Origin of the sequence: Vibrio sp. 10N.247.311.13, from assembly GCF_041467595.1 — a bacterium.
Taxonomy (GTDB): domain Bacteria; phylum Pseudomonadota; class Gammaproteobacteria; order Enterobacterales; family Vibrionaceae; genus Vibrio; species Vibrio crassostreae_C.
Genome location: NZ_JBFSUX010000005.1, coordinates 100276 through 123909, shown reverse-complemented (window position 1 = coordinate 123909; position 23634 = coordinate 100276). Strand labels below are relative to the sequence as shown.

Below are 23634 nucleotides of genomic sequence, written 5' to 3'. Positions count from 1 at the left end.
GGAGACCGTCGCTTTTTTATTGGGTTCTCTCCTGTGGTTTAAGTGGTTACAATCGTTTGAATATAAACAGCAGTAATGCAATGAGAGAGTAAGTATGAAGATTGCACCATACTCAAGCGGACGCTTTAAAAACTACTTAGAACAAAAAAGCTCTGAATTTAGAGATCTCATCTACCAACACCAAGTTAACTCTCGTTACTTCAATCAAAATGATGAAATCCTACGTCAAGGTGAGCAGCTTCAGTATCTTTATGTAGTGCCCGCAGGAAGAGTCTCTATGAGTATTTCCGCGGCTAATGGGCGACGCTTTCAATTGGGCGAAGTGAATTGTGATTATCATATCTTCGGTGAGATGGAGTTTTTCACGCAGACCCCTTGTCAGTGGAACGTAGTGGCTGATGAACACATGCAAGTTGATGTTATTTGCATTCAGAGATTAGCAGAAGCACTACTTGAAAATCCGGGGATGATGTTCTTCTTTGCCTCTGCATTGGCGGAAGATTATCAAGACTCTATGGGTATTTACACTAACCGTCTTTTACACTCAATTACCTACAATATTGCGTATGATTTATTGGTTCAAAGCGAGACTAACACTGTGTTAGGCGGTTTCGATAAAGTGAATCAAGAAGCGGAACGTTTTGGCACATCGAGCAGAGTGTATCGAAGAGCGGTTAAAGACCTATTAGACAAAGGTTTCATCAGAAAAGGAGATCAAGGGTTAGAAATTGTCGATCAGCGAGCACTGCAAGCTTTTATTGACTCCTACGAATAATAAAAGAGCTTGGCACTTACTTAAATGCCAAGCTCGGTTTTTCAATGTTTACTATTAACTACTCGCATCTATTTATGAGCGACTTTCTCTCAGCAACTAGCAACTAGCAACTAGCAACTAGCCCGTAAGTGTCCGCGCACCATTACCGGCGACTAAGTATTAATCCTTAAGCTTTTGCATACATGAGTGTTCTATAACCACCGATTAAGTTGCGTGCTTTAAAGCCGTTGTTGACGAGTTGGCGATAAGCCACGTTACCACGTAACCCGACTTGGCAGTAGATTACAATCTCTTTGTCTGCTGGGAGCTCACTCATTCGATCACGCAGTTGGTCGACAGGAATGTTGATTGCGCCTTCAATAAAGCCACCATTTTCTAGTTCGCTAGGGTTACGAACATCGAGTAGGAGTTGGTTGTCGCTTAATGTTGCAATCTCATCGAAATGAATAGGTGTCGCGTCACCTTTAATAATATTGTTGGCAACAAATGCGGCTTGGTTAATCACGTCTTTGGCACTCCCGTAAGGTGGTGCATAGGTTAATTCAAGGTGTTGAAGCTGATCAACGGTCATACCTGCACGTTGAGCTACTGCCATAACATCAATGCGTTTATCAACGCCATCTTTACCGACGGCTTGCGCACCTAGTATTTTCCCTGTCTTAGGGGCGAATAACATCTTGAACGAGACAATCTCAGCGCCAGGATAGTAGCTAGCGTGGCTTGCGGTATGCACATAGACTTTTTCATAGTCGACGCCTTCACGCTTCAACTGTTTTTCGTTTTTCCCTGTTGAGGCAACGGCTAGGTCAAAAATCTTACAGATAGCTGTGCCCTGTGTACCTTGATAGATTTCATTGCGTCCGAGCATGTTGTCGGCAGCCATACGACCTTGACGGTTAGCAGGGCCAGCAAGCGGAACTAGAGTTTGTGCACCTGTGACAAAGTCTTTTTCTTCGACCACATCACCCACAGCGTAGATGCTAGGATCGCTAGTCTGCATCATTTCATTGGTGTAGATACCACCTAGTTCGCCAATTTGAAGTCCTGCTTCTTTTGCTAACTTAGTCTCAGGACGCACACCGATAGCCATGATTAAGATATCAGTAGTTAATGACTCGCCATTATTAAGTGTTAATTCTAATTCACCCTCTATGTGTTGGTGCTTCTCGCTCTCGCCTGAATCAAAACTTGCGATGTGTTCGTTAGGTATATATTTCACAGACTCAAGCGCGACGCCGAGTTTTAGGTCGATGCCTTTGTCACGAATCTCCGCATGGGCAAAGCCGGCCATTTCCCGGTCTACTGGCGTCATTACTTGGTCAGCCATCTCAATCAACGAAGTCTTGATCCCAAGCTGATGAAACGCTTCCATCATTTCCAAGCCGATAAAGCCACCGCCAACAACTGTCGCGTGCTCAGGTTTATTCATTTGGATTGTTTCGATGATGCGATCCATATCTGGAATATTGCGTAGTGAATGGGTGAGGGGGTTATCGATTCCTGAGATGGGAGGAACGACGGCACCGGCTCCAGGGCTGAGTAATAAGAAGTCGTAACTCTCGCTGTAGTGATTACCATCAACAAGATTTTTGACTGTAACGGTTTTATTGGTGCGATCAATAGAGGTAACTTCGTTCATCACTCGTGCGTCAACGTTGAAGCGAGCTAAGAAGCTTTCAGGTGTTTGTAACAGAAGCTTGCTTCTATCCTCGATATCGCCACCTATGTGGTATGGCAATCCACAGTTGGCAAAAGAGACGAATGGTCCTCGTTCAAACATTATGATTTCGGCTTCTTCACTAAGACGACGAGCGCGTGCAGCAGCTGAAGCACCTCCAGCTACGCCACCGATGATTACAATTTTAGTCATACGTTTACCTATTACTGTCTCTAAGTTTAACTATACAAATTGCCGAGCATAGAGCTTGTATCTTCTTAATGATCAGTACTGGCTGGTCGCCGGCGATTGAGTAGTTTTCGAAATACCTAGATACTATAAAGATGTAAATTAGCATTGTCTAATATTTATTTTAAAGCTATCACCTCGGGATTGAGCGTTTGGTCCAAGGGCTGTGATTAGACTAAAGCACGCTAGTAAAGGTAATACGCGTTAGCGAGTCGAGTACAGGTTAGCCAAATTAACTGTCATGAGCATAATGAACAGGATCATGGATGTGCTGACTGATTACGTTCTTCAGATCTTGTTCATACAGATCTAGCCAGGCATAACGCTCGCGATACAACTTACGCTTTTGACGTTTTAGAGCTTCAAGATCTTTCCTGTTCGGGTTTGTCGGGAGACGATAGAAATAGTTATCATGCACCTGTCCATCGTGCTCTTCCCACAGACTGTCGTATTTAAGGCTGATGTCTTTGTTTTTCTTACCGTAGCGTAATGAGTTCGAGACATGACCAGACTCTTTTACCGCATAGATATTGTCGATACCCAAGTTAATAGCGAGCAGTCGTAGTGTTTCTACCATGAAGGATTTAGGTCTTAAACCGTAAAAAGCTTTGGTGAATGTGCGGCTAAATCCATTGTCATTGGCGCCACCCTGTATACCGCCGATGTAGATGTTGTTGTCGAAAACAGTAAACGAAATGGTATACATTTTTTCGAGTTGAGAGTTGGTCAATGAAATTGTCAGTTCACCTTCTTTTCTCGCGTTTCTTTCGAAGCTGAGATTAACCAGATAAACGTTGTCATCTATCTCAAGTTTTAAAAGATTGAGCCTTTCGTTATAGATTTGGTGTCTAGCTTCTGTTGCGAAGGTGTTTTCAAACCAGTCGTAGTGTTTGGATAAGATATCGATCTTTTCTTTATTGCTAAAGCCAGTACATAAGTAGGGAGTCACAAATTTAGAAAGGAAGTTGGGTTGCTTGATAAATAATAACTTTCTCTCTTCAGAGTTGAAATTATTACTCATTTTTCGAGTAGCTGAATAATAAAACAGGGCTCGAATAGTAAACTTAACTATCGCTTTGTACTTACCCTTATTTTTATGGGTATTTGCTTCAATCCCCATGCGAACGACATTCATAATCACCTCAAAGAAGAAGGATTGCTCGAACATAGTCGTGTCATGAACCCTTCCAATAATCTCACCAATAACAAGAAAATGATGATAGTGAAAAAGGTGATTTGGGTAAGTATGGATATGTATAGCTATGTAACTCAATCAGTTACTTAGCGTTCAGATTTTGGACAGATGTGTTTGTCGCTTTAGTGGGGAGGGGTATCAATGTTATTTATTAGAGGCGCTTGCTCCTAAATCAAAAATGCCACTACAAATCTGCAGTGGCATTAGAACGATAACAAACTATCACCTTGCTTAAACCTAAACATTAGTTCTTATATAAACTAAAGTTCTAACAGTTTAGCCAGTTCACGCTCTTCGAGAAGCTCTTCAATGCGTTGACGAGTCTTAGGCGTTTCGGCTTGCGCTTTAGTCGACTTGCCTGCTTTTTTGCTTCGGCTCGTTTTCGCTTTTTCCTTAGTCGTCATCGTAATCTTCCTTGTGTTTTTTGTGTTACAGGTTGCACGTCTCTTTTAGTGCCTTGCCCGCTTTAAATGCTGGCGTCTTTGATGGGGCAATCTGAATCTCTTCTCCGGTTCGCGGGTTACGACCAGTGCGAGCAGCTCGAGAGTTAACTTTAAAGCTACCAAATCCAAGGATCGATACGTCATCACCGTTCGCAAGCGAAGTAGAGATACCTTCAACTAGCGCATTTAGTGCTGTGCCTGCTTGGTCTTTTGAGATGTCTGCAGAAGTCGCGATGTGTTCAACTAATTGAGATTTGTTCATAATCTATATTCCTTATTGAGTACGGCTGGCGTCTACCTTTAGCACCTAGCTTATGCGATCTTATCAACAGCAATTGAAATAATGTCAGTGAGCGGGTAGAGCTTTGTAAAGTAACCAACAGAATTGACTATAAAAGCATCTGTCGGTTCAATCAATGCAATTCATTGATTATTATTGGTTTATAGACATGTTGCCCAAATTTACTTGAGAAAAGAGCATTAGGGTTGCCCGTTCGATTCATAATCCAAATCGAAGCTGTCATCTATCACGTTGATAACGAAAGAGTAAAAACAAAGAAGCCCAGCTTAATTGCTGGGCTTCATGTTGTGCTGTCAGAGCGATTTGTTAATTCAGAACTATTTAGTAATAAAAATTTGTTCTGTTTCTAGTGATGTCATCGTGCGAACTTGACGCCAAATGTAGTAGAAAATACCTAACATCATCAGCATGCTTGGGATGGCGATTGCTGGGTAGCTGTAAAGTGTCAGCTTGCCAAGTTCTTCATTAAAGGCAGCGGTGCCAGCAGGGCTAGTCACAATCCAAGTCGCTAGGAAGTAGTTCATAGCTGAAGAAAATGCGAAAGTACTCGCGAATAGGTAGTTGGATGTCATTAGACAACGATCAAACTTTGCTTGGTTACCGAACTGCTTTAGGCGCTCTTCAATAAGAGAGATATTTAACAGGGCCGGTGTGAAGATAACTTTCTGGATAAACGGGTAGCGGGTGAAGGTTGAGCCAAGAACCGCCAAACCAATTAGACCAGGGATTAATGCTTCTTTTAGTGCTAACCAACGAGTGTCTAGCTCAAAGAAACCAATACCGCCCGTCAATAGCACGCTTACAAAGCCGAGCGCAGCGATGAAGTTGAACTTCTTATTGCGGATTAACTCCATGCCACCATAAGCAATAGGGAAGGCAAGGGCAACAAGCAAAGCTAAGCCTGTTCCGAGATGCTCATCTCCACTGAACTTCATTAAAATGAATGAAGGAAGAAAGACGTTAAACACGACTTCGAAAAGAGGACTCGATTTTTTGTTTTCTGTGTTACTCATAATTTCTAAATACATTATGTTATGGATTTATTCTCAGGGATTGTTGTTTACCTCGCCCAAGATGTAAAGCCTTAAGGCGTCATGCTGTGTAACGACATGTGACATCAACGACATCTCTGAGCCTATATAACGCTCAATTTAATACTTTGTGAGGGATGTTTATCTGGCCGACTTGGGGAAATCGAGTGGAAATTTTGGTTTAGTTTATTCAAACCTAATTCAGTTTATTGCGTTGTCGCGTACTCTCACTCACATTCACCGCTCTTAAACGATTGATGAATGTGAAATGAGGCAGAACAGAAAGGAAGAGTTATAAGCCCATTATTCGTCGAAAAGTAGGTTAAAGCTCAAAGGGATTTGGTCGGAAATCGCTAATCCACCCACGGTCGCTGAAAGTTTGTTTAGATTCTCTGTAGATATCCCAAAATCAGCGCCGTTGACGATGATTGTCGAAGCTGAGCTAACCATGACAAACCCTGAGGATGGAACCACCACAACTGGGAAGTCGATCGTTTTGGTTACGCCGTGTAAAGTAACTTCCGCTGCTACTGTTGTTCTTTTTGGATCACCAGATAGCATCGACGGTTCAACCTTCCCAGAGATCTTCACTTCAGGAAAAGTCATCGATTCAAAGTAGAGTTCATTCAGTCTCTGGTCACGAATAGCGACTCCGGTGCTCACGCTTTTCAAGTCCAATACTATTGAAAACTGACCCTCTTCGGTAAGTCCTCCAGACATAGGTTTGATGGATGCGGGCTCGACAATAAACTGCTTTTTAATGGTCGCGAATGTGATGTTCGATAACTTCGGATCTAATGTGTAGCCCGACTCCGCGAAAGATTGAGCGGAGATAGCGGTGCATAGGAGGCCGAATGTAGAGATTAGTTTTTTCATAAGTTGTCACCAGATTGATGAATTCACAGGTTTACGTTCTTGAGTCGTACGTTTTTAAAATGACTTTTTGGAAAGAGTGATTGAGAGAAGCTTAGTTCAGCATTCGAAAAATTACCGCAGGAAAAGAAGAGCGTCGCTGTATTACTGGAATCATGATCGACGAAGTGACTTGTTTATTTTTAGTTATGTTATAACATAACTAAGATCACTCTTGCCAAGAATAATTATTCTGTTGGTAAAAGGGAAGCGATGAGCATGTATCAAGGAGACGACGTAATGAATGCCGTGTTAACCAAGCCTTTGGCTACCAATAGCAGCCAGCCACTTAACATTAGTTCCGTTGTGAGTATCAAGGATCAGGCGAATCATAAGCCTGGACTTAGCGCTTCTGAGCAGCCAACGGTATTAGCGGATATCTACCAAAGTGATATTAATATAGCGGTATGGCAGCGACAGTTTGATGAAGGCTTAACGACGGCAATTAGTGAATTTATCGCCTTGAATCCAAACTTTAGTAAGTCTGTTAGCGTGTCACCTGAAAATGCTTTCGATAAGTTGGAATTTGCCACCGATGGCACCGCCTCTAAAGCGCTGTTAGAAAACATGGCAGAGCTGGTGGATATGTTCTGTTGTTTGTTTGAGCTTGAAGAAGTCGGGTTACGTTTAGCCGTTCTGAATAAAGCGATGTGCCCACGTTTCCATTTTGATCAAGTGCCTTGCCGCTTGGTGACAACTTATCATGGTGTTGCGACTCAATGGTTGCCAAACGACTTAGTCGACCGTTCTAAGCTAGGGCTAGGGGCTAACGGAAAGCCTGATTCTGTTTCAGGCCTGTACAACGACGAATCTGACATCCAGAAAATGGCCAGTGGTGATGTTGCGTTATTAAAAGGGGAGCGTTGGAGTGGCAATGAGAATAGAGGCCTTGTTCACCGTTCACCAGTCACTTCATCTGACGAAACACGATTGCTGTTAACGTTGGACTTTGGTTGATCAACTTTTGACTATTTAGTTCGCAACCTGTTTCTATTCAGACGTTCAACTCATTTAAATACCTTCCTAATGAGCTAACGGCATGGCGCGATCTGTGCCGTTATTATTCTCAAACAGAGACACTCATCAGCTGACCATGTTTAGCACATTAATTCAAAATTTAGAGTTTACCATTCTCTAAATCAATGGGTTACGATGCGTGCACTTACTCACATATATCAATATTTCAGTTCCTCATCGGTTTCTTAATTTATTTTAAAGCGTAAAATATATCCCGCTTGCAAACCTCTTTGGCAACCAATTTGTTCGCCACGGTTTTTTACTTCCACATTATAGGTTTCCTATGTTCAAGAAACTCTCGCTTAAAAATAAACTGGCGATTTCAGCCAGTATGGCCATTATCCTGGGGGGGATCTTGGTCGAGGCATTGTCTTTTCGTGCTTCATTGCAAAGGTTGGATACAGAAGTTGAACAGCGTTTAGAAGGCGCATCGGCTTCGTACAATCAATATGTATCGGATTGGATCTTATCCAAAGAGCGTGCGCTTACTTCTCTTTCGAAAGAGTCCAAACAAGAAAGCTTGGTGACTCATCTAAAACAGGTTCGTGACTCAGCCTCTTTTGATAATGTCTTCTTGGCATTTCCTGATGGTTCGCAAAAGAACGCGAACGGTGTTGTGTTGCCACCGGGCAATGATGATCCACGCGTATGGGGTTGGTACACCAATGCGGTTGCGAACCCAAGCAAGGTGTTCATGGATAACCCAACGGTTGCTGCAGCAACTGGGGCGAACGTTGTTTCATTAGGAACAGCAATGCAACTGCATGGGCAACAGGTTGTGTTGGGTGCTGATGTAGAAATTACAGACATCTTAAACAGTCTAGAGCAGGTGATTCTTCCAGGTGAAGGTTACATGTTCATCGCGACCAATAAGGGCACGGTTTATACGCACCCTGACACTAAGTTACTGAACAAAAACATCAGCTCACTTGGGTTAGATTTTGCGGACGTACAAAAGGCGCTGACTAGCGGTAAAGACACTTCTATCGAGTTGAATGGCAGCGACTATGTTCTGTACGCACGTGCGATTGATGGAACGAGCCTGATTACTGTGAGCGTTGTTAACCATGACTCTCTGGTTGCGCCACTATTTGATGCAGTGATTGGTCAAGTGTTGGTGACGCTACTTGTGGTGATCGTATGTACCATACTGTTTAACCTGTTGTGTACGATTCTATTCCGCCCGTTGAACCACGTTTCTCAAGCACTGGCGCAAATCGCGAATGGTAGTGGTGATTTAACTCAACGCATTCATGTTGAAAACCAAGATGAAGTGGGCGAGTTGGCTCATAACTTCAATACCTTTGTTGGAAGCTTACAGCAGTTGATTGGCCATATCCGTGGGCAGTCAGAACAGCTAAACAGCCAGTCAGAGCAAAGTGCTCAGCGTGCGAACCGTTCGGTGGATGAGCTTAATCATCAGCAGCAAGAAATCACTATGGTCGCGACGGCCGTAACTGAAATGGCGAGCGCCACGCAAGAGATAGCATCGCATGCCGAGCAAACAGCAAAAGCGGCGCAAGATTCAGCGACAAGCACTAACAGTGGTCACGCTCTGGTTGTGGATACCAAAGGTTCAATCAATAACCTAGCCAATGAAGTTAATGAAGCGGGTAGTGTGATTAGCGAACTTAACAAGCATGCTCAAGAGATCTCGACTGTACTCGCAACGATTCAAGGCATTGCAGAACAAACCAACTTACTTGCTTTGAATGCAGCGATTGAAGCGGCTCGTGCTGGTGAACAAGGTCGTGGATTTGCTGTGGTAGCGGATGAAGTACGTGTGCTTTCACAGCGTACCCACTCTTCAACGGAAGAGATCAAATCAACAATTGATATCCTGCAGCGTACAACGGCGCAAGCGGTTGAGCTGATGGAGAGCAGTTCTAAGTTGGCAATACATTCAGTAGAAGATGCCGATCGAGCTTCGCATGCGCTTGAAGAGATCAATACTGCAGTTGCTTTGATCAGCGATATGGCGACTCAAATCGCGACGGCTGCTGAAGATCAAACACATGTGACGGGTGAAATTACCCAGAACGTGACGACCATTAAAGATGTTACCGACCACTTAGTTGTGGGCGCACAGGACAGCTTAACTGAGTCGAACGAACTTAAGAGCCAAGCCGCTGGCTTAAGTGACAAAGTGGCGACTTTTAAGCTTGCTTAACTGGTTCGCTCACTGATGCCTGATCAGTGAGTGCACGTTAAGCAATAAGCCAAAGCGACGTAGATTACGTCGCTTTTTTTGTATTTGTGAGTAATCGAATTCTTTACTAATCTACTTCTGAAAACTCTTTCAGCGCACTCATTGCAGCTTCAGCTTTGTCTTTCTGAACGAAGATATGGTCGTGATAAAAGCCAGCAATCACGTTGGCGCTAATGCCGTAAGAACCAAGCTTGGTGGCAAAGGCTGCTGTTAATCCAACCGCTTCAAGACTGGAATGTACCGACAATGTAATCAGGCTAAACACACCATCGAAGTCTAGCTGAGCTTTGGTCGCAACTTCTTCTTTCAGAACCAGTGTTAAACCTTCTTTCTCACGAAAAGTCGAGATTGGATTGAGCTGAACATAGTCTGCCAATCCCCCGCCTACAGTACAAAAAACATAGCTCCCGTCGATTAATTCTGGTGACATGGATTTCAGTAGAAGGTCTAGGTCGGTAATGGCAGCCATAGTCAGTTTCCCTGCGTGAATAAGCTAATTGATGATGTATGCAGTCACGATAGAAGCAACTGACAGTTAAGTAAAATTAATGATTTTAATTCTGCATCAGTTTTACTAATGGCAAGTTTTCCTCCTTAGTGATGGCATCGTACTTCTACCAACTTGTCGATTGTTCCATCTCGTCAGATAAATGGTCGATAAAGGCTCTTAACAGCGGTGTGACTTGTTTACGCGTTCCATAAATAGCATGAACACCGAGCGTTTTAGGTTGCCATTCAGAAAGCAGTGGCACTAATAGACCATCACGCATCAAGGTTTCCACTGAAGGGAAGGGCAGTAAACAGATACCGTTGCCTTTGAGTGTGGCAGAAAGCAGAACCTCTGAGGTGTTTGCACTGATATTCCCTTTAATCGGAACCGATTCGAGCCCATTGGGGCCATTGAACGTCCAAGCGGTTTTGCCAAAGTAACTGAACGACAAACAGTTGTGGTGCGCTAGATCTTGGGCTTCTGTGGGTGTGCCTTTCTCTTTTAGATATTGAGGCGATGCGCAAATCACGGAGCGGCATTCACCGATCTGCTTCGCGACAATATTGGGCGTCAGTTCGTTGGTTATGCGAATGGCCAAATCGATGCGTGACTCAACCAGGTTGACGGTCTGATCAGTCGAGATAATGTCGATAGAAACCTCTGGCCATTTGGCGATGAAGCGACTAATTGATTCCATCAAGAAGCTATCGACAATCGAGTAGCTCGCAGTAATACGCAGCTGACCTTTTAAATGCTCTCGGTTTTGGTTTCTGATCCCAGCTAGGGATGTTTCCAGTGCCAAAAGTTCTCTGGCGACCTCAAGTGTTTCTTTACCTGCGCTGGTTAAACTCAAGCTTCGTGTTGTTCTGTGAAGCAAGCGTGTGTCCATCCATGCTTCTAACTCACCCAAATAACGAGTGACCTTGGTTCGTGAGAGATCAAGGTGCTCTGCCGCAGCGCTTAAACTGCCACGTTCCACTATGGTGACAAAGACATTCATTGCCTCGAGTTTATCCATTGTTTTATTGCCTAGAGAATTAAACCGACCTCAGTATATGTCCGAAAACTGCAACAGTTAAAGTTAATTTGATGTCTATTTCATCTAAAAACAATCAAATAAGATATTTGGACATTCAGCGAGTTGGCAGGTGTTCAACTCCAAATATCGGAATAAAGCCATGAATACGTTATCGAAAACCCTGTTATCAAAAAGCATGCTTTTAGGAACCATAAGCCTAGGAACCGTGCTGGCATCAAGTGTTGCGCTAGCGACAGAACTGAACATTACTCACTATAACCCCGGCGAGAACGCGATATTCCCGGCAAGCTCGGTATTGGTCTCGGGTGAGAAAGAAGTGATTCTGTTTGATGCGCAATTTAGTGTGGCTGATGGACAAAATTTGGTGGAGCAAATCAAAGCGACTGGCAAAAAATTATCGATGATTTACATCAGTAGCGGCGACCCAGATTACTACTTTGGTTTGGAACCGATAGTTTCGGCATTTCCTAACGTTAAAGTCGTTGCCAGTGAAGCCGTTGTCGCGCATATCAAACGCACCAAAGATGCAAAGCTTGAATACTGGGGGCCTATATTAGAAGGCAACGCGCCCTCTAAGGTGATTGTTCCAATGGTGATGAACGACACAACATTAAGCATCGAAGGTGAAACCATCGAAGTGAAAGAGATAAATACACACCAAGCTTACCTATGGGTTCCGTCTGAAAAAACGGTGTTTGGTGGCGTGTCGGTGTATAGCGGTGTGCATGTATGGATGGCAGATACTGCATCGAAAGAGATTCGTAGCCAGTGGTCACAATCGTTGGAGCGTATGAAAGCACTAGAGCCAGAGGTTGTAATTCCGGGTCACTATTTAGGTGAAATGCCAACAGGAATAAATGCAGTTCACTTCACGAAGGATTATGTGGTTGATATTGAAAAAGCGTTGGCGAGCAAAAGTAATCCAACATCGGTCGAGATCAGTGATTACATGAAGAAAGCCTACCCGAAATTTGAGGCTACGGAAGGCGATTTAGAACTTGGCGCGAAAGTGCTAAGCGGCGAGATGGCTTGGCACTAGAGTTGATTATCTCGGTTGTGTCCCAGAACAGTCTGAAGATTGTATGCTAGATTTATTGGTGATACACAACTGGAGATATCGATGATCTGGCTTTCAGTGAAAGTACTACAGATTGGACTTGTCTATGGATACAGGAAGTATCAAAAAACGAAAAGAGCTCCAGCTTAGGAGCTCTTTTTTTGTTTCGGAGAGACGACTTTCTATTTCAAGTGAGAAAGAAAATCAGCATTTACCCGGTTTACAGTTAGTAGTCAGATTAGCCTAGTAGCCAGATCCGCCCTGCAACTCAATATCACCAATAAGCGAAAGTATGTTGAAAATAGAACCCATTACTCCTCACATCGGCGCTCGTATTCACGAACTAGAGCTTTCTACATGCAGTGCTGATGAACTCGATAAGGTGTATCAGGCACTTATTGCCCATCAAGTGATCTTTCTCGACGGGCAGACTTTGTCTCCAGAACAACACTTGATGATTGCACAGCGCTTTGGAACGTTAGAACCTGCACATCCTTTCTTCCCTCGCGTGGAAAGTGCGCCACAGGTGAGTGTGATTGAAACAACCCGTGGCAATGCGCCAAAGGAAAGTTATTGGCATACCGACTTAACGTGGCGCAGCTTGCCGTCGAAAGCTTCCCTGTTGCATGCTCAACACATTCCAAGCATTGGTGGTGACACTATCTGGTGTTCTATGACTGCGGTTTTTGAATCTCTACATGAAGATATGAAAGCTAAGTTGAGAGGGTTGTCGGCGACTCATTCGCTTGTGGCCTTTGAAGGTATAGAATCAGAAGACATTGATCTCGATTGGCACAAATCCTTGATTAAAACAGCACAGGAGAATCCGCCAGTGGTTCACTCTGTTGTTCAAGTTCATCCTGAAACGGATAAAGAAACGCTCTGTATCAATGAACAGTTTACTCGTTATATCAACGAACTCGACCGCAAAGAGAGTGATGTTTTACTCAGCCAACTGTTTGAAATTGCGAGACGCCCTGAGTTTCAAGTTCGTTTCAAATGGGACAACGGCTCAATGGCGATCTGGGATAACAGGGTAACGCAACATCACGCAGTGATAGATTACGGGGATACTCCAAGAAAAATGCATCGAGTAACAGTGACATAGCAGTAAGCTGAACACAGTTATCAAAAGAACACCGCGCATGCCCATCCCTGAACCAAGCACTCGTACTTAAATTTAAGCGTCAGCAGGGTGCATCATTCATCTACGCTTAATAATAAAAACAAATGCGTTGGTACATATTTGATTGAAACCTCACTGCTCGGACGTGATGTGTAATATAATCGGCGCCAAAATATAAGTATAAAAACCAAATCATAGAATTAATAAACGTCAGGGCTTAGAGAGCAAAGTATTTCGTATGAACGCGATTCGTAAAGTTTACCAGTACGCAGAACCGAATTTAACCCTCGTGGGTTGGATGGGCTTTGTCGGCTTCCCAATTTACTACATTGTGTGGGAGTTTTTGTTCCCGCAACCCTACGAAAACTTAGCGCTTCGCCTGTTTTGCTCGGTATTGTTCTTTGGCATTATATTTCGCAATCGCGTCCCATTTGAATGGCGAAAATACCTTCCGGCTTATTATCAAGTTGCCGTAACTATCTGTTTGCCAGGTTTCTTCTTCTACATGCTGCTAATGAATAATTGGTCCAACGTTTGGGTTATGTCATTCATGTCGGCTATTTTCCTCCATATTTTATTGGTGCACGTGACGAGAGTGATGTTTGCACAAACCTTTGCCGGTATTGGGATTGCTACCTTGTGCGCTTGGATTGCACAAGGCTTCTACCTCGAACTCACAATGGATTGGACGCATGTGCCAATCTTTTTGTTTATCTACTTATTCGGCAACTTGTTCTACTTCCGCAATCAGGTGGAACATGAAAACAAGGTGTCATTGGCGAAGTCTTTTGGTGCGGGTATTGCCCATGAGATGCGAAACCCTCTAAGCGGATTACTTACCTCTATTGATGTCATGCAGTCCATATTGCCGAACCCTAAAAGTGGCGATCAAAAAGGGCAATATGCGTTAAGCAATGAAGAAGTGATTCAGTTGCGTGAAGTGGGCGATGAAGCGATTGAGATCATTCATTCCGGTAACGAAACGATAGATCTGTTACTGACTTCAATTGATGAAAACCGAGTCTCTCGATCTACGTTTAAGAAGCATTCAGCGCAAGCGGTGGTTGAGGATGCGATAGACAGTTTCAATTACAAGCGCTCTGCTGATAAATCAGCAATCTCTTTAGACGTACAGAGTAACTTTGATTTCTTGGGTAGCGACACTTTGTTGAAATACGTCATGTATAATCTGTTCAAGAACGCATTCCACCATCGCTGCCCTGAAGATTTTCATATTCATGTCACCATGTGTAGTGATGAAGTGGCCAATCAAATAATGGTTACCGATAACGGATCAGGCATCTCAAATGATGTGATTCGACGCATTTTTCAGGACTTTTATACTACTGGCCAATCGGGTAATTACGGCTTAGGTTTGCCATTTTGTCAGAAGGTAATGCGCTCGTTTGGTGGTGAAATTAAATGTCAGTCTGAAGTGGATCAATGGACACAGTTCACGATGACTTTTCCGTCTTTGTCTTCCCATTCGGTGAAAGAAATCAAGAATGAACTGACTAAACTTAAGACTGTGCTAATGGTGAGTGACCAGAAAGTTCTCACCAATAAAATGACTGAGGTAGCCCGTTTTATGGGGTTTGAGCTCACGGTGTTGGATGTAGCATCAGCGCTTAAAAATAAGGAATACCAGTTCGAATTCGACTTGATATTCGTTGACATGGAGAGCTTGGATTTAAGAGCAAGTTGCCTCGATAGGGTTGAATCTTTACTTTCATTCACTGAAGCTCGAATCATCTATTTGTATGAACATCACCCAATTAAACGTGTCCGAAACGTTGCTTTTGAACCTATTTGGGTGGAAACACAAGTTTGGCTACTGAATACCAAGGCGACCATCGAACGCTTACTTTTCGACTCCAACTATGTGATGCCATCAGTTTCTGTAAAACCGTTAGAGGCTACCAATAAGCGCACGATCATGGTGGTCGATGATAACGAATCTCTGCGCCGATTTACCGCGATGTTATTGGAAAAGCAGGGTTTTGATGTCGTGCAGAAAGAAGATGGGCAACAAGCCTTAGACGCGTTGGACAGCGATGATATTGATTTAATTCTGATGGATATCGAGATGCCAATCATGGACGGTGTTGAAGCTTCTCGTCGAATTCGAAGCGCTAACAAAGCATACTCTTCAGTGCCAATTATTGCTCACACGGGTGACAGTTCTCCCGTTACCTTGGAAAAGATGGAATCATCAGGCATGTCGGACTTTATTGTTAAACCTGCCGATAAAAACCGACTGTTTGATAAAATTGCTCACTGGATTTAGCGGGTGTAATAGTCTGAAGTTCACGGCCATTGGGTAGACATAGATTCAAGAAAGAGCTCAGCGAATTGCTGGGCTCTTTTTGTATCGCGACATGATAGCGTCCATTCAGTCCTGCCGTTGGTGTTGGTTATAAATATGGTTCGAAAAAGGTTACACGAACTCTAACTCGGGGTGATGGTACGCTTCGTGACAAACCGTGAGCACATGGTCAATGTCTCTTGGTGTCATATCGGCATTCACTGAAAAACGGATGATGTTTTTGTTCTTGCCAGTCGCAGGGCGGCAGAATACCGCACCGAACACATCACGTTCTTCTAAGAAGTCTCGCACACGCTCCGTGTTTCTTTCATTGCCGCACTCTAGCGCTACAATTTGAGACTCACTGCGGATATTAAAGCCAATTCGCTTTAGCCCCGTAGTCAGCGACTTAGCCCGATTGAATAAGGCTTCTCGTTTGTCTTCCGCACCTTTGATCACCTCCAACGTTTTCTCTAAACGAACCACCTCTTGTGGTAACACCGTCGAGCTAAAAATCGCAGGGTACGCGACAAACGGCAAGGTTCTAGACAGTTGTTTAGGACCAAGGATTGCCCCGGCGCGATAAGCAAAGGTTTTTGCCAAGCTAACGGTGATGAAGTCTACTTGGTTGGTGAGCCCTAATGCTTGTACTAAGCCTGCACCATTTTCTCCATGTGTACCCAGTGAATGGGATTCATCAACGACGACCGCACAATCAAACTCTTGCGCCATTTCGTAGATGTCGCGTAGTGGGGCAATGGTGCCTATTGTGCTGTAAACAGAGTCGACAACAATGACGCCTGAGCCGTGGCGCTCTAACTGTTTGCGTAGGTGATTCATATTGTTATGCATAAACGGATGGGCAACTGCGCCGGCAGCGCGAATGCCTTCCCAGAGTGACATGTGTGCAAGGAAATCAATATACACAGGTGTCCCCGGTGGGCAGATGGTTTGCAATAGCCCAATATTGGCCGCCCAGCCTGATTGAGAAAGCAAACAGCTCTCCATTCCGACATAGTTAGCGAGTTCTGTTTCAAATGCGGGTTTAGACTGCTCATTTTGTAAGAAAATCGCAGACATCACCACGTTGTCATCGTGCTCACAGATCGCCGCTTGATGGGCTTGTTGGATCTGTTTGTTGTGTGACAGCGCTAGGTAATCATTGCTCTGCATCACAACGGAATTACGCTGGGGGCGTTTACCCAATACTAAATGCTTCTGGCTTTGGTTCTGGGTAATCAGGTCTTGAATATAGAAGTTCAAGCGTTCTTCGATAAAGGAAGGTAGTGGTTTGTTTTTTGTTTTATCACTCATAATAGTTCTCTTCAAATACAGGAAAACGCCAGCGCTGACGGCTGTATATTGACGATAAAAAGTGATGTGTCATTAGCCAAGTTGCATAATTTTGTGGGTGCTTGCAAACTCAGCATTTAAGGGTTTTGAGGCGAGTGGGTTTCCTTACGGTTCGGGGCTTTACCCGAATTAAGATAGGAATAATAGCCTTCTTTTTTATGACAAAAGGCTATTAGAATTCGGCATTCGAAGGCATTTAAAAAAGCGGATTTTGAAAGGCTACTTGCTACTTGCTACTTGCTACGTGCTGTTAGCTGTGAATATGGATAAGCTCGATTAAGGCATCCAATTGCTGCTTGGCTCCACCCTCTAACGAATACCCAATATTGATGCGTAAGCAATTGCTGTAAAGGTCGAGAGTGCTGAACAGGTGTCCAAGCCTAATATCAATGTTCTTCTCGGTAATGCCCTGAGCAAAGGCTGACTGGTTCAAGCTTGGGATTTGCAGCCAAAGCACCATGCCACCTTGTGGATTACTTATCTTCACATCTTGAGGAAGGTGCTGAGCCAAATAACTTAGGTATTGTTGGCGCAAAGACAAGATCTGAGTGCATCTTCTCCTCACGTGCTTAGCGTATTGGCCAGATCCAATAAAGTCAGCAGCCGCAAGCTGAGTGGGCAGGGCAACGCCGTAGCTCGCAGCTGAGAACTGAGCCTTGTATTCGTTGATAAACCTGCCCGGCAAGCACCATCCCAAACGGTAACTCGGTGACAAACTTTTCGATACTGATCCACACCATAAGACAAAACCGCCTTTGTCGTAGTATTTCGCGGGGAGCGGCGTGTGTGAGGAGTAGGGCAGTTCCAGATACACATCATCTTCAATGATCGGCACTCGATAGTGATTCGCTAATTCAGCCAGTTTCTGCTTTTGAGTGGCTGACATGTTGATCCCTTGAGGGTTCATATGAGAGGTACAAAAGATCGCGGCATCGACTTGTTTATTTTTCAAATGCGCTTCCAGTTGTTGCAAGTCGACACCATCATCTAGAGACGGGATCTCGATGATTTTTCGCGACATTTGTCCGAGCAATTCCAGAATACCGTTGAAACATGGCGAGCTAATAGCGATGGTGTCGCCTTCTTTAGTGCAAGATTCAAGTGCGGCCTTAATCGCAGACATACAGCCAGCCGTAATCACCATCTCTTCAGGTGAAAAGTGCACATCGAGCTTGGCAAAATGAGTGGATAATGCCTGTCGTAAAATCGGCTCACCTTGTGTATCTGGGTAATGGTTAAGCCTGTTGCTCATACGCCTAATAGCGCGACGAAAACTTCGTTCCAGTTCAACGATCGACTGCTCATCATTAGTGGTGCTCGAAACCCCTAAAGGCCCATTGATTGAGTTGTGAGTCGATGAGGTTTGCCTAACGCTGGACACCTTACTCTCAAACTGTGCCCACTCTGGGGTTGAGTGAGCAGGTTTATGAGGAGAAACAAAATATCCCGCTTGCGGTCGAGAATGAATCCAACCTTGTGATTCCAGTTTTTGGTAGCAGCTCACCACGGTCGACATGCTGATCGCCTGTTGCTTGGCGCTACTTAGTCAGTTATGGCTTTGTGTTCGGTGTGGGTATCTGGGGTATGGCTTCATGGTCGATCACTGCTGGTTTATCGTCTGGGCTTTCATCGGTCTTGCTTTCAACCAACGTATTAATCGGCATGGCGGTAGGCGTGTGGTTGTTCAAGGAGAGTGCTTCTATTCGTAAATTATTGGGTGCGATGCGAGCTATGTGTGCATTGGCGGTATTGGTATCTGCAGCTACGGGTAATGTCACCGTTAATGGCGTGATCTTGATTATGATTGCGGCGTGCAGTTGGACCTTGATGGGCGTGATTGTTAAGGCATCGAAAACCACTCAAGCTTTTGCGTTCAATGTCTGGGGGATGCTGTTTGCTCCAGTGCCATTTGCCGTGATGTTACACGGTGACCAAATAATCTGGCAGGGCATCGAACAATGGGATTGGAACACGACGATTGCGGTGCTGTTTCAAGCTTACCCAACCACGCTATTTGGTTATTGGGTATGGAATAAGCTGCTAATCCAATACCCGTTAAGTACGACCGCGCCGTTAACCTTGTTAGTGCCTATCTTCGCATTGATTAGCGGTTACTTTATGTATGATGAGGTGCTGTCTGTGGCTCAGGTTGTTGCATCAATACTGTTTCTTGTCGGGATTGGTTTGATTGTGAAACCTGCGAATGTAACGAATACCAAAGCGACACAAACACTTGCTGAACAAAAATGATTGAAGAAAGCTGATATTGCATGAGCAGCTTTGAATGACAAATAAGACCTCGCACTTGTGAGGTCTTATTCTATGTCGAAGAAGTGAAGTTATTTAAATAACCAACTTACTAAGCAATCAACTAACCATACACGCAAGTAACTGGCTCTCAAGATCATATTCTATTTCTAGACCGATCATTTCTATTCTGATTTCGATACACTCATCGAGTTCTGATTCCGTCAAGCCATCCTCTGTTAAGTTGTAACCGAAAACCTCAAAAGAACATAGGCTTTTATAAGTGAATTCGAATTAAATTCTGAAATGATACAAATCTTATATTTAATAACGCTTATTTAGTAACCTTTGTTGAGTCCCATATCAAATCAAGTGGCTGATTTTATTGGGTATCGGAGAAAAGTCTCAAAAATTATTATTTAGTTCGCTAAAGTTTTAAATTCTATTAATGGTTGTTTGTATGGGATATAACTCCATTTCGCTACTGTTGAGTAGATGGTTTTTAGCTATATATGTGAAATTTGAAGCGAGTTATCTTTCTGATTTGAAAGAATAATTAAATAGTTAAGATAAAAAAGTTGGCGAAAATCAGAAGCTTGGCATACACTTTCCTTGTAAATGACCTTATCTCATTGATTGAATAGGGTAAATGCTTTGGCGCTACTGGCGATGGTAGCAATGTTTAACATAGCTTTGAGGAAAGTTTTATGGCACTCACGAAGGCCGATTTGGCTGAGAACCTGTTTGAGACACTCGGATACAGCAAGCGGGATGCCAAGGAAACGGTGGAAGTGTTTTTCGAAGAAGTTCGTAAAGCGCTCGAAAATGGCGAACAGGTAAAACTGTCTGGTTTTGGTAATTTTGATCTTCGCGAGAAAAACGAGCGACCTGGTCGTAACCCGAAAACTGGTGAAGACATTCCAATTTCTGCTCGACGTGTTGTTACTTTTAGACCGGGACAAAAACTAAAGGCCCGTGTCGAAAATATTAAAATCGAGAAGTAGCCAAGCAATAGACCACGCCTAGCGTGGTCTTTTTGTATCTGCATAGAGTTTAAGCTAAACGCATTTCTTTAATTTTTAGTAACCTTTCTCAAACTCCATCTATTTACTGTCCGGTAAGAACTTGCTTTAGATGCGAAAACAGAGGCTAGGCCTCTGACTTTGAATCTTCACTCTAAAGGGCTTGTTGAACCTTACTTGCGATGTCTTCAGACACCCAAGGCTTCCATACCTGTGGTGAGCTTTCTAGAAAGTAATACATGGCTTCTTCGGCGTCGGCTTGGTTGTCTTCCATCCAGGCCAGCAACTCACTCATTTGTTTATTGGTAAAACCACGCTTTTCAAAGTATTGGTAGGCAAGAGGTTCGTTATTAGCAAAGGCTTCTGTGGTGATTGTGTGAACCGGTGCTGGTGGATACATGGTCACTTTAGGAGGTTCACCATCAGGTTGTGTCGTACAGTTACGGAATTCCTCAATGTCAGTACCACTTCCGAAATCAACCTTCACCATTTCATACTTACCTAGCACAGGCGTAGGCGACCAGTAATATCCAAACCATGCTTTTTTGCGTTCGTAAGCTTTCGCTATCGTACCTGCTAAAGCGGCGCCTGAGCCGGGATCAACCATTTCAAAATTGTGATCTTCTAACTTAAGCGCATCGAACAGGTGACCGGAGGTAATCTGACAAGTCCAACCCGCAGGGCAGCTATAAAACGCAAACTTCTCATCATCTTCTGGGTGTTCAAACAGCTTTGCGTTTTTAATCACACCTTCAATGGTTGTAAGCTCTGGGTACTGTTCAACAAGGTAGTTTGGTACCCAGAAACCTTCTTCCCCGCCGTTGACCAAAGACTTGCCCGCGTAACGTAGACGCTTATCCGCAACACCCTTATCCAACGCTTCTTTGATGCCATTAGTCCAAAGCTCTGGCGCAACATCAGGTTGACCTTTTTCAATCATTGACGTGCCCGTAGGGACGCTATCACCGGGGATTAAGTCCGCTTCACAGCCGTAGCCGTTATTCAAAATGAATTGGTCGACATGAGCAATAGGCTCGCCGAGTTCCAGTTCATGTCTGCAATGGTGATCTTTCCGCATTCGTCAGCACTAGCGTGTACAGAAAACGCAGCAAGTAGCGCGATGGAAAGCATGGATTTGTTATTCTGCATTGACGTAATTCCTTTTCTTGTCAGAAGCTTATTCGCTATAGAAACAGAAATGTTCGATGGAGAAAAGAGACTGAGATCTAAATTTAAACGATCTGATTATTTGGGATAGGAAGTGGAGAGGCTACTCAACAAGTACTAAAAAGGGCTGCGAGTGCAGCCCTTGTGATGTTTATTGGAATAGCCTATCTATGTGTCAAGCCGCTTTAATGTGCGTTGTAATGTACGGTTGCCATGCTTGTTGGTAAAGCTCTAAAGATTGGCGTCGTAGGCTATTGATTTGTGCCGCTTCGATATCGTTGATTGGGCGATGTTCTGCAATTGCGTGACGCTCAATGCCTTGGATAATTTCGTACAGCTCGTGCTCAGGACCACTTTTCACGTCAGCAATCGCTTTTAAGTGAAGTTGAACCTCTGCAATGATGTTGGTTTTAGGCAAACGAACCAACAAGTTAAGGTCACGGTAACCAGAGTCAGCCGGCGATTTAAACTTATTTTTCAGCTTAACAACGTCTGCTTCACGGCTTAGCGCTTCGTAAACTTCAACCAAGCTCTCTACATCGTTCGCGATGATAGTTGCACGGGCTAAGTCGGTAATTTTTGTCACATCACCATCAAGCTCAAGGGCGATTTTTTCTTCTGCGCGAGCTTGAGATTTAACGCCAGCAAATAGCGCTTCAGAATTGGTGAGTAGGGCAGTACTTTTACAGATAGTTTCTAGTTCAGCTTGGCCTTGATGCGCTTTGCTGTACAAAATATCGAAGTCGGTGTAAGGCTGAGTCGGGCGTGAGTCGAAGGCTTTGATGCCGTAAAGGCCGCTCAAACTATGACGGAATACGTTTGAAGATACTTGGTTTTGCGCAGGAGTGCGCGTTTGATCTGTTGAACTTGTTGAAACAGGTGCTGCTGCGAATGCAGGCGCTCGGCTCAATACCAAAAGCATTAGGGCCGCCGTACGGAGAAATACACTCATTCAAACTCCAAAATACAAGGTTACAAAAAACGGGTAGTCAAAAGGGCTAACCAGTAACGCACAAGAGTAAAAACAGCTTAACTAATTTCACTACATATTAAATGAGGCTAGCTAAGACAGAAACCAATTCTAACGTTTAATATTGCTTTAAAATGTGAAGATATAGCCAAATAACCCAACCGTTAGTTCCGCAATTATCAGAACTTTGAACTTAGCCAGTTTCTGATTTTATCGAAATCAATTTAGTACTTTAAACCAAGCTAAGGTTGCTCTTACCTCTCTATACTGTACCCTTGCATTATGACTGTTTAACATGAACGAAAGATGAATAATCCTGAATTTTGGCACAATAAATGGGCAGCCAACCAAATTGGTTTCCACCTCGAAGATGTAAACCCACTTCTGATTAAATTTTGGGAAAAGACTGAGCCTAGCTACGAGAAGAGTGTGTTTGTTCCACTTTGTGGCAAAAGTGAAGATCTGATTTGGCTAGCTTCAAAGCATGAAGATGTTCAAGGTGTCGAGTTAAGCCAGATTGCGGTTCGCGCATTTTTTGCAGAGCACCTTTATACCCCGACTGTGACTCAAATTAGCGGTCAGCACGAGCTCTACCAATTCGATGAACTGAACATCTACACGGGCGATTACTTTTCAGCGCCAATCCAACCTGTCGATACCATTTATGATCGCGCGTCTTTAGTCGCATTGCCTGAAGAGATGCGAGTGCAGTACGTAGAGCGCTTAAAACAACTGCTGAAACCGGGCGGTAAGATCCTTCTGGTGACTCTGGATTATGATCAAAGCGAGATGGCGGGGCCTCCGTTTAGCGTACCTAAGTTAGAGATTGCTCAATTGTTTGCAGGATACAAAATTACATTGTTGAATCAAGATATAGCGAACGATGAACATCCGAAGATTGCTAAGAAAGGCTTGTCTCGCTTCTGTGAAGAAGTGTATTTGATTGAGTCAGACGCTTAAGTTCAGTCTGCTTAGTTAAGCGAACAGATAACACCAACAAAAAGACGGGCTCGATAGCCCGTCTTTTTATGGTTCAGATTTGAACTCGTGATTGTTCAGAATTGAATAG

At 43.8% G+C, this 23634-nt stretch carries 18 protein-coding genes and 4 pseudogenes; 9 read left to right on the top strand and 13 right to left on the bottom strand.

Annotation, left to right across the window (positions count from 1 at the left end):
• Positions 1-94: 94 nt before the first annotated feature.
• Entirely contained in the window at positions 95-775 is a 681-nt protein-coding gene (locus tag AB6E52_RS03970) for a Crp/Fnr family transcriptional regulator (RefSeq protein ID WP_017067876.1), read from the top strand.
• A 166-nt stretch (positions 776-941) separates the two neighbouring features.
• On the opposite strand, the gene AB6E52_RS03965 is transcribed toward AB6E52_RS03970, so the two are convergent.
• The 6 genes from AB6E52_RS03965 to AB6E52_RS03940 form a co-directional block, all read right to left on the bottom strand.
• A complete protein-coding gene (locus AB6E52_RS03965; protein WP_017067877.1) occupies positions 942-2645 on the bottom strand; it encodes an FAD-dependent oxidoreductase in 1704 nt (567 codons plus the stop codon).
• Between the two features lie 268 nt (positions 2646-2913).
• A complete protein-coding gene (locus AB6E52_RS03960; protein WP_133151375.1) occupies positions 2914-3816 on the bottom strand; it encodes a VirK/YbjX family protein in 903 nt (300 codons plus the stop codon).
• Positions 3817-4136: 320 nt separating this feature from the next.
• Positions 4137-4280: a hypothetical protein gene (locus AB6E52_RS03955; protein WP_017059112.1), complete on the bottom strand. Its 144-nt coding sequence runs from the start codon at positions 4278-4280 to the stop codon at positions 4137-4139.
• Between the two features lie 25 nt (positions 4281-4305).
• Positions 4306-4581: an HU family DNA-binding protein gene (locus AB6E52_RS03950; RefSeq protein WP_065584244.1), complete on the bottom strand. Its 276-nt coding sequence runs from the start codon at positions 4579-4581 to the stop codon at positions 4306-4308.
• A gap of 356 nt (positions 4582-4937) precedes the next feature.
• Entirely contained in the window at positions 4938-5633 is a 696-nt protein-coding gene (locus tag AB6E52_RS03945; protein WP_017059114.1) for a VC0807 family protein, read from the bottom strand.
• Between the two features lie 321 nt (positions 5634-5954).
• Positions 5955-6527: a YceI family protein gene (locus AB6E52_RS03940; protein ID WP_102320061.1), complete on the bottom strand. Its 573-nt coding sequence runs from the start codon at positions 6525-6527 to the stop codon at positions 5955-5957.
• 276 nt (positions 6528-6803) lie between these two features.
• On the opposite strand from AB6E52_RS03940, the gene AB6E52_RS03935 reads away from it, so the two are divergent.
• Positions 6804-7520, top strand: a complete 717-nt coding sequence (locus AB6E52_RS03935) for a DUF1826 domain-containing protein (protein WP_102320062.1) — start codon at positions 6804-6806, stop codon at positions 7518-7520.
• Positions 7521-7863: 343 nt separating this feature from the next.
• On the top strand, positions 7864-9750 hold the full coding sequence (locus AB6E52_RS03930; RefSeq protein WP_102320063.1) for a methyl-accepting chemotaxis protein: 1887 nt from the start codon (positions 7864-7866) through the stop codon (positions 9748-9750).
• Between the two features lie 106 nt (positions 9751-9856).
• Here AB6E52_RS03930 and AB6E52_RS03925 read toward each other — a convergent pair whose 3' ends face one another.
• Together AB6E52_RS03925 and AB6E52_RS03920 are read right to left on the bottom strand one after the other, a co-directional pair.
• Positions 9857-10258, bottom strand: coding sequence for an ACT domain-containing protein (locus AB6E52_RS03925; RefSeq protein ID WP_102320064.1), 402 nt, complete (start codon positions 10256-10258; stop codon positions 9857-9859).
• A 145-nt stretch (positions 10259-10403) separates the two neighbouring features.
• A complete protein-coding gene (locus tag AB6E52_RS03920) occupies positions 10404-11297 on the bottom strand; it encodes a LysR family transcriptional regulator (protein WP_017069834.1) in 894 nt (297 codons plus the stop codon).
• A 160-nt stretch (positions 11298-11457) separates the two neighbouring features.
• Here AB6E52_RS03920 and AB6E52_RS03915 point away from each other — a divergent pair, with 160 nt between their 5' ends.
• The 3 genes from AB6E52_RS03915 (at position 11458) to AB6E52_RS03905 (ending at position 15788) form a co-directional block, all read left to right on the top strand.
• On the top strand, positions 11458-12357 hold the full coding sequence (locus AB6E52_RS03915; RefSeq protein WP_102320065.1) for a Vmh family MBL fold metallo-hydrolase: 900 nt from the start codon (positions 11458-11460) through the stop codon (positions 12355-12357).
• Positions 12358-12667: 310 nt separating this feature from the next.
• Positions 12668-13483, top strand: coding sequence for a TauD/TfdA family dioxygenase (locus AB6E52_RS03910; RefSeq protein ID WP_102320066.1), 816 nt, complete (start codon positions 12668-12670; stop codon positions 13481-13483).
• 256 nt (positions 13484-13739) lie between these two features.
• Entirely contained in the window at positions 13740-15788 is a 2049-nt protein-coding gene (locus tag AB6E52_RS03905; RefSeq protein ID WP_102320067.1) for a response regulator, read from the top strand.
• A gap of 150 nt (positions 15789-15938) precedes the next feature.
• Here the strand turns inward: AB6E52_RS03905 and cqsA are convergent, their stop codons facing one another.
• Both cqsA and AB6E52_RS03895 read right to left on the bottom strand, forming a co-directional pair.
• Positions 15939-17120: an alpha-hydroxyketone-type quorum-sensing autoinducer synthase gene (gene cqsA, locus AB6E52_RS03900; RefSeq protein WP_102320068.1), complete on the bottom strand. Its 1182-nt coding sequence runs from the start codon at positions 17118-17120 to the stop codon at positions 15939-15941.
• A gap of 289 nt (positions 17121-17409) precedes the next feature.
• Positions 17410-18696: pseudogene (locus tag AB6E52_RS03895) on the bottom strand (PLP-dependent aminotransferase family protein); the annotation flags it as partial.
• Here AB6E52_RS03895 and AB6E52_RS03890 point away from each other — a divergent pair.
• Positions 18687-19409 (top strand): annotated as a pseudogene (locus AB6E52_RS03890) (DMT family transporter); the annotation flags it as partial. The pseudogenes AB6E52_RS03895 and AB6E52_RS03890 overlap by 10 nt on opposite strands.
• Before the next feature lie 117 nt (positions 19410-19526).
• On the opposite strand, the pseudogene AB6E52_RS03885 reads toward AB6E52_RS03890, so the two are convergent.
• Positions 19527-19664 (bottom strand): annotated as a pseudogene (locus tag AB6E52_RS03885) (GTP-binding protein); the annotation flags it as partial.
• A gap of 449 nt (positions 19665-20113) precedes the next feature.
• Between AB6E52_RS03885 and ihfA the strand changes: the two are divergent.
• A complete protein-coding gene (gene ihfA / locus AB6E52_RS03880) occupies positions 20114-20410 on the top strand; it encodes an integration host factor subunit alpha (protein ID WP_004734853.1) in 297 nt (98 codons plus the stop codon).
• A gap of 172 nt (positions 20411-20582) precedes the next feature.
• Here ihfA and AB6E52_RS03875 read toward each other — a convergent pair.
• Positions 20583-21577 (bottom strand): annotated as a pseudogene (locus AB6E52_RS03875) (ABC transporter substrate-binding protein).
• Between the two features lie 193 nt (positions 21578-21770).
• Positions 21771-22547: a RelA/SpoT domain-containing protein gene (locus AB6E52_RS03870; protein WP_102320071.1), complete on the bottom strand. Its 777-nt coding sequence runs from the start codon at positions 22545-22547 to the stop codon at positions 21771-21773.
• Between the two features lie 324 nt (positions 22548-22871).
• On the opposite strand from AB6E52_RS03870, the gene AB6E52_RS03865 reads away from it, so the two are divergent.
• Positions 22872-23525, top strand: coding sequence for a thiopurine S-methyltransferase (locus AB6E52_RS03865; RefSeq protein WP_017065505.1), 654 nt, complete (start codon positions 22872-22874; stop codon positions 23523-23525).
• Positions 23526-23634 lie beyond the last annotated feature (109 nt).

Bases quoted from the DNA above. Each gene is read 5' to 3' on its own strand.
- AB6E52_RS03930 (WP_102320063.1), top strand. From the start codon at position 7,864: ATGTTCAAGAAACTCTCGCTTAAAAATAAACTGGCGATTTCAGCCAGT.
- ihfA (WP_004734853.1), top strand. From the start codon at position 20,114: ATGGCACTCACGAAGGCCGATTTGGCTGAGAACCTGTTTGAGACACTC.
- cqsA (WP_102320068.1), bottom strand. From the start codon at position 17,120: ATGAGTGATAAAACAAAAAACAAACCACTACCTTCCTTTATCGAAGAA.
- AB6E52_RS03935 (WP_102320062.1), top strand. From the start codon at position 6,804: ATGAATGCCGTGTTAACCAAGCCTTTGGCTACCAATAGCAGCCAGCCA.
- AB6E52_RS03905 (WP_102320067.1), top strand. From the start codon at position 13,740: ATGAACGCGATTCGTAAAGTTTACCAGTACGCAGAACCGAATTTAACC.
- AB6E52_RS03965 (WP_017067877.1), bottom strand. From the start codon at position 2,645: ATGACTAAAATTGTAATCATCGGTGGCGTAGCTGGAGGTGCTTCAGCT.
- AB6E52_RS03910 (WP_102320066.1), top strand. From the start codon at position 12,668: ATGTTGAAAATAGAACCCATTACTCCTCACATCGGCGCTCGTATTCAC.
- AB6E52_RS03920 (WP_017069834.1), bottom strand. From the start codon at position 11,297: ATGGATAAACTCGAGGCAATGAATGTCTTTGTCACCATAGTGGAACGT.
- AB6E52_RS03865 (WP_017065505.1), top strand. From the start codon at position 22,872: ATGAATAATCCTGAATTTTGGCACAATAAATGGGCAGCCAACCAAATT.
- AB6E52_RS03925 (WP_102320064.1), bottom strand. From the start codon at position 10,258: ATGGCTGCCATTACCGACCTAGACCTTCTACTGAAATCCATGTCACCA.
- AB6E52_RS03960 (WP_133151375.1), bottom strand. From the start codon at position 3,816: ATGAATGTCGTTCGCATGGGGATTGAAGCAAATACCCATAAAAATAAG.
- AB6E52_RS03940 (WP_102320061.1), bottom strand. From the start codon at position 6,527: ATGAAAAAACTAATCTCTACATTCGGCCTCCTATGCACCGCTATCTCC.
- AB6E52_RS03970 (WP_017067876.1), top strand. From the start codon at position 95: ATGAAGATTGCACCATACTCAAGCGGACGCTTTAAAAACTACTTAGAA.
- AB6E52_RS03955 (WP_017059112.1), bottom strand. From the start codon at position 4,280: ATGACGACTAAGGAAAAAGCGAAAACGAGCCGAAGCAAAAAAGCAGGC.
- AB6E52_RS03950 (WP_065584244.1), bottom strand. From the start codon at position 4,581: ATGAACAAATCTCAATTAGTTGAACACATCGCGACTTCTGCAGACATC.
- AB6E52_RS03945 (WP_017059114.1), bottom strand. From the start codon at position 5,633: ATGAGTAACACAGAAAACAAAAAATCGAGTCCTCTTTTCGAAGTCGTG.
- AB6E52_RS03915 (WP_102320065.1), top strand. From the start codon at position 11,458: ATGAATACGTTATCGAAAACCCTGTTATCAAAAAGCATGCTTTTAGGA.
- AB6E52_RS03870 (WP_102320071.1), bottom strand. From the start codon at position 22,547: ATGAGTGTATTTCTCCGTACGGCGGCCCTAATGCTTTTGGTATTGAGC.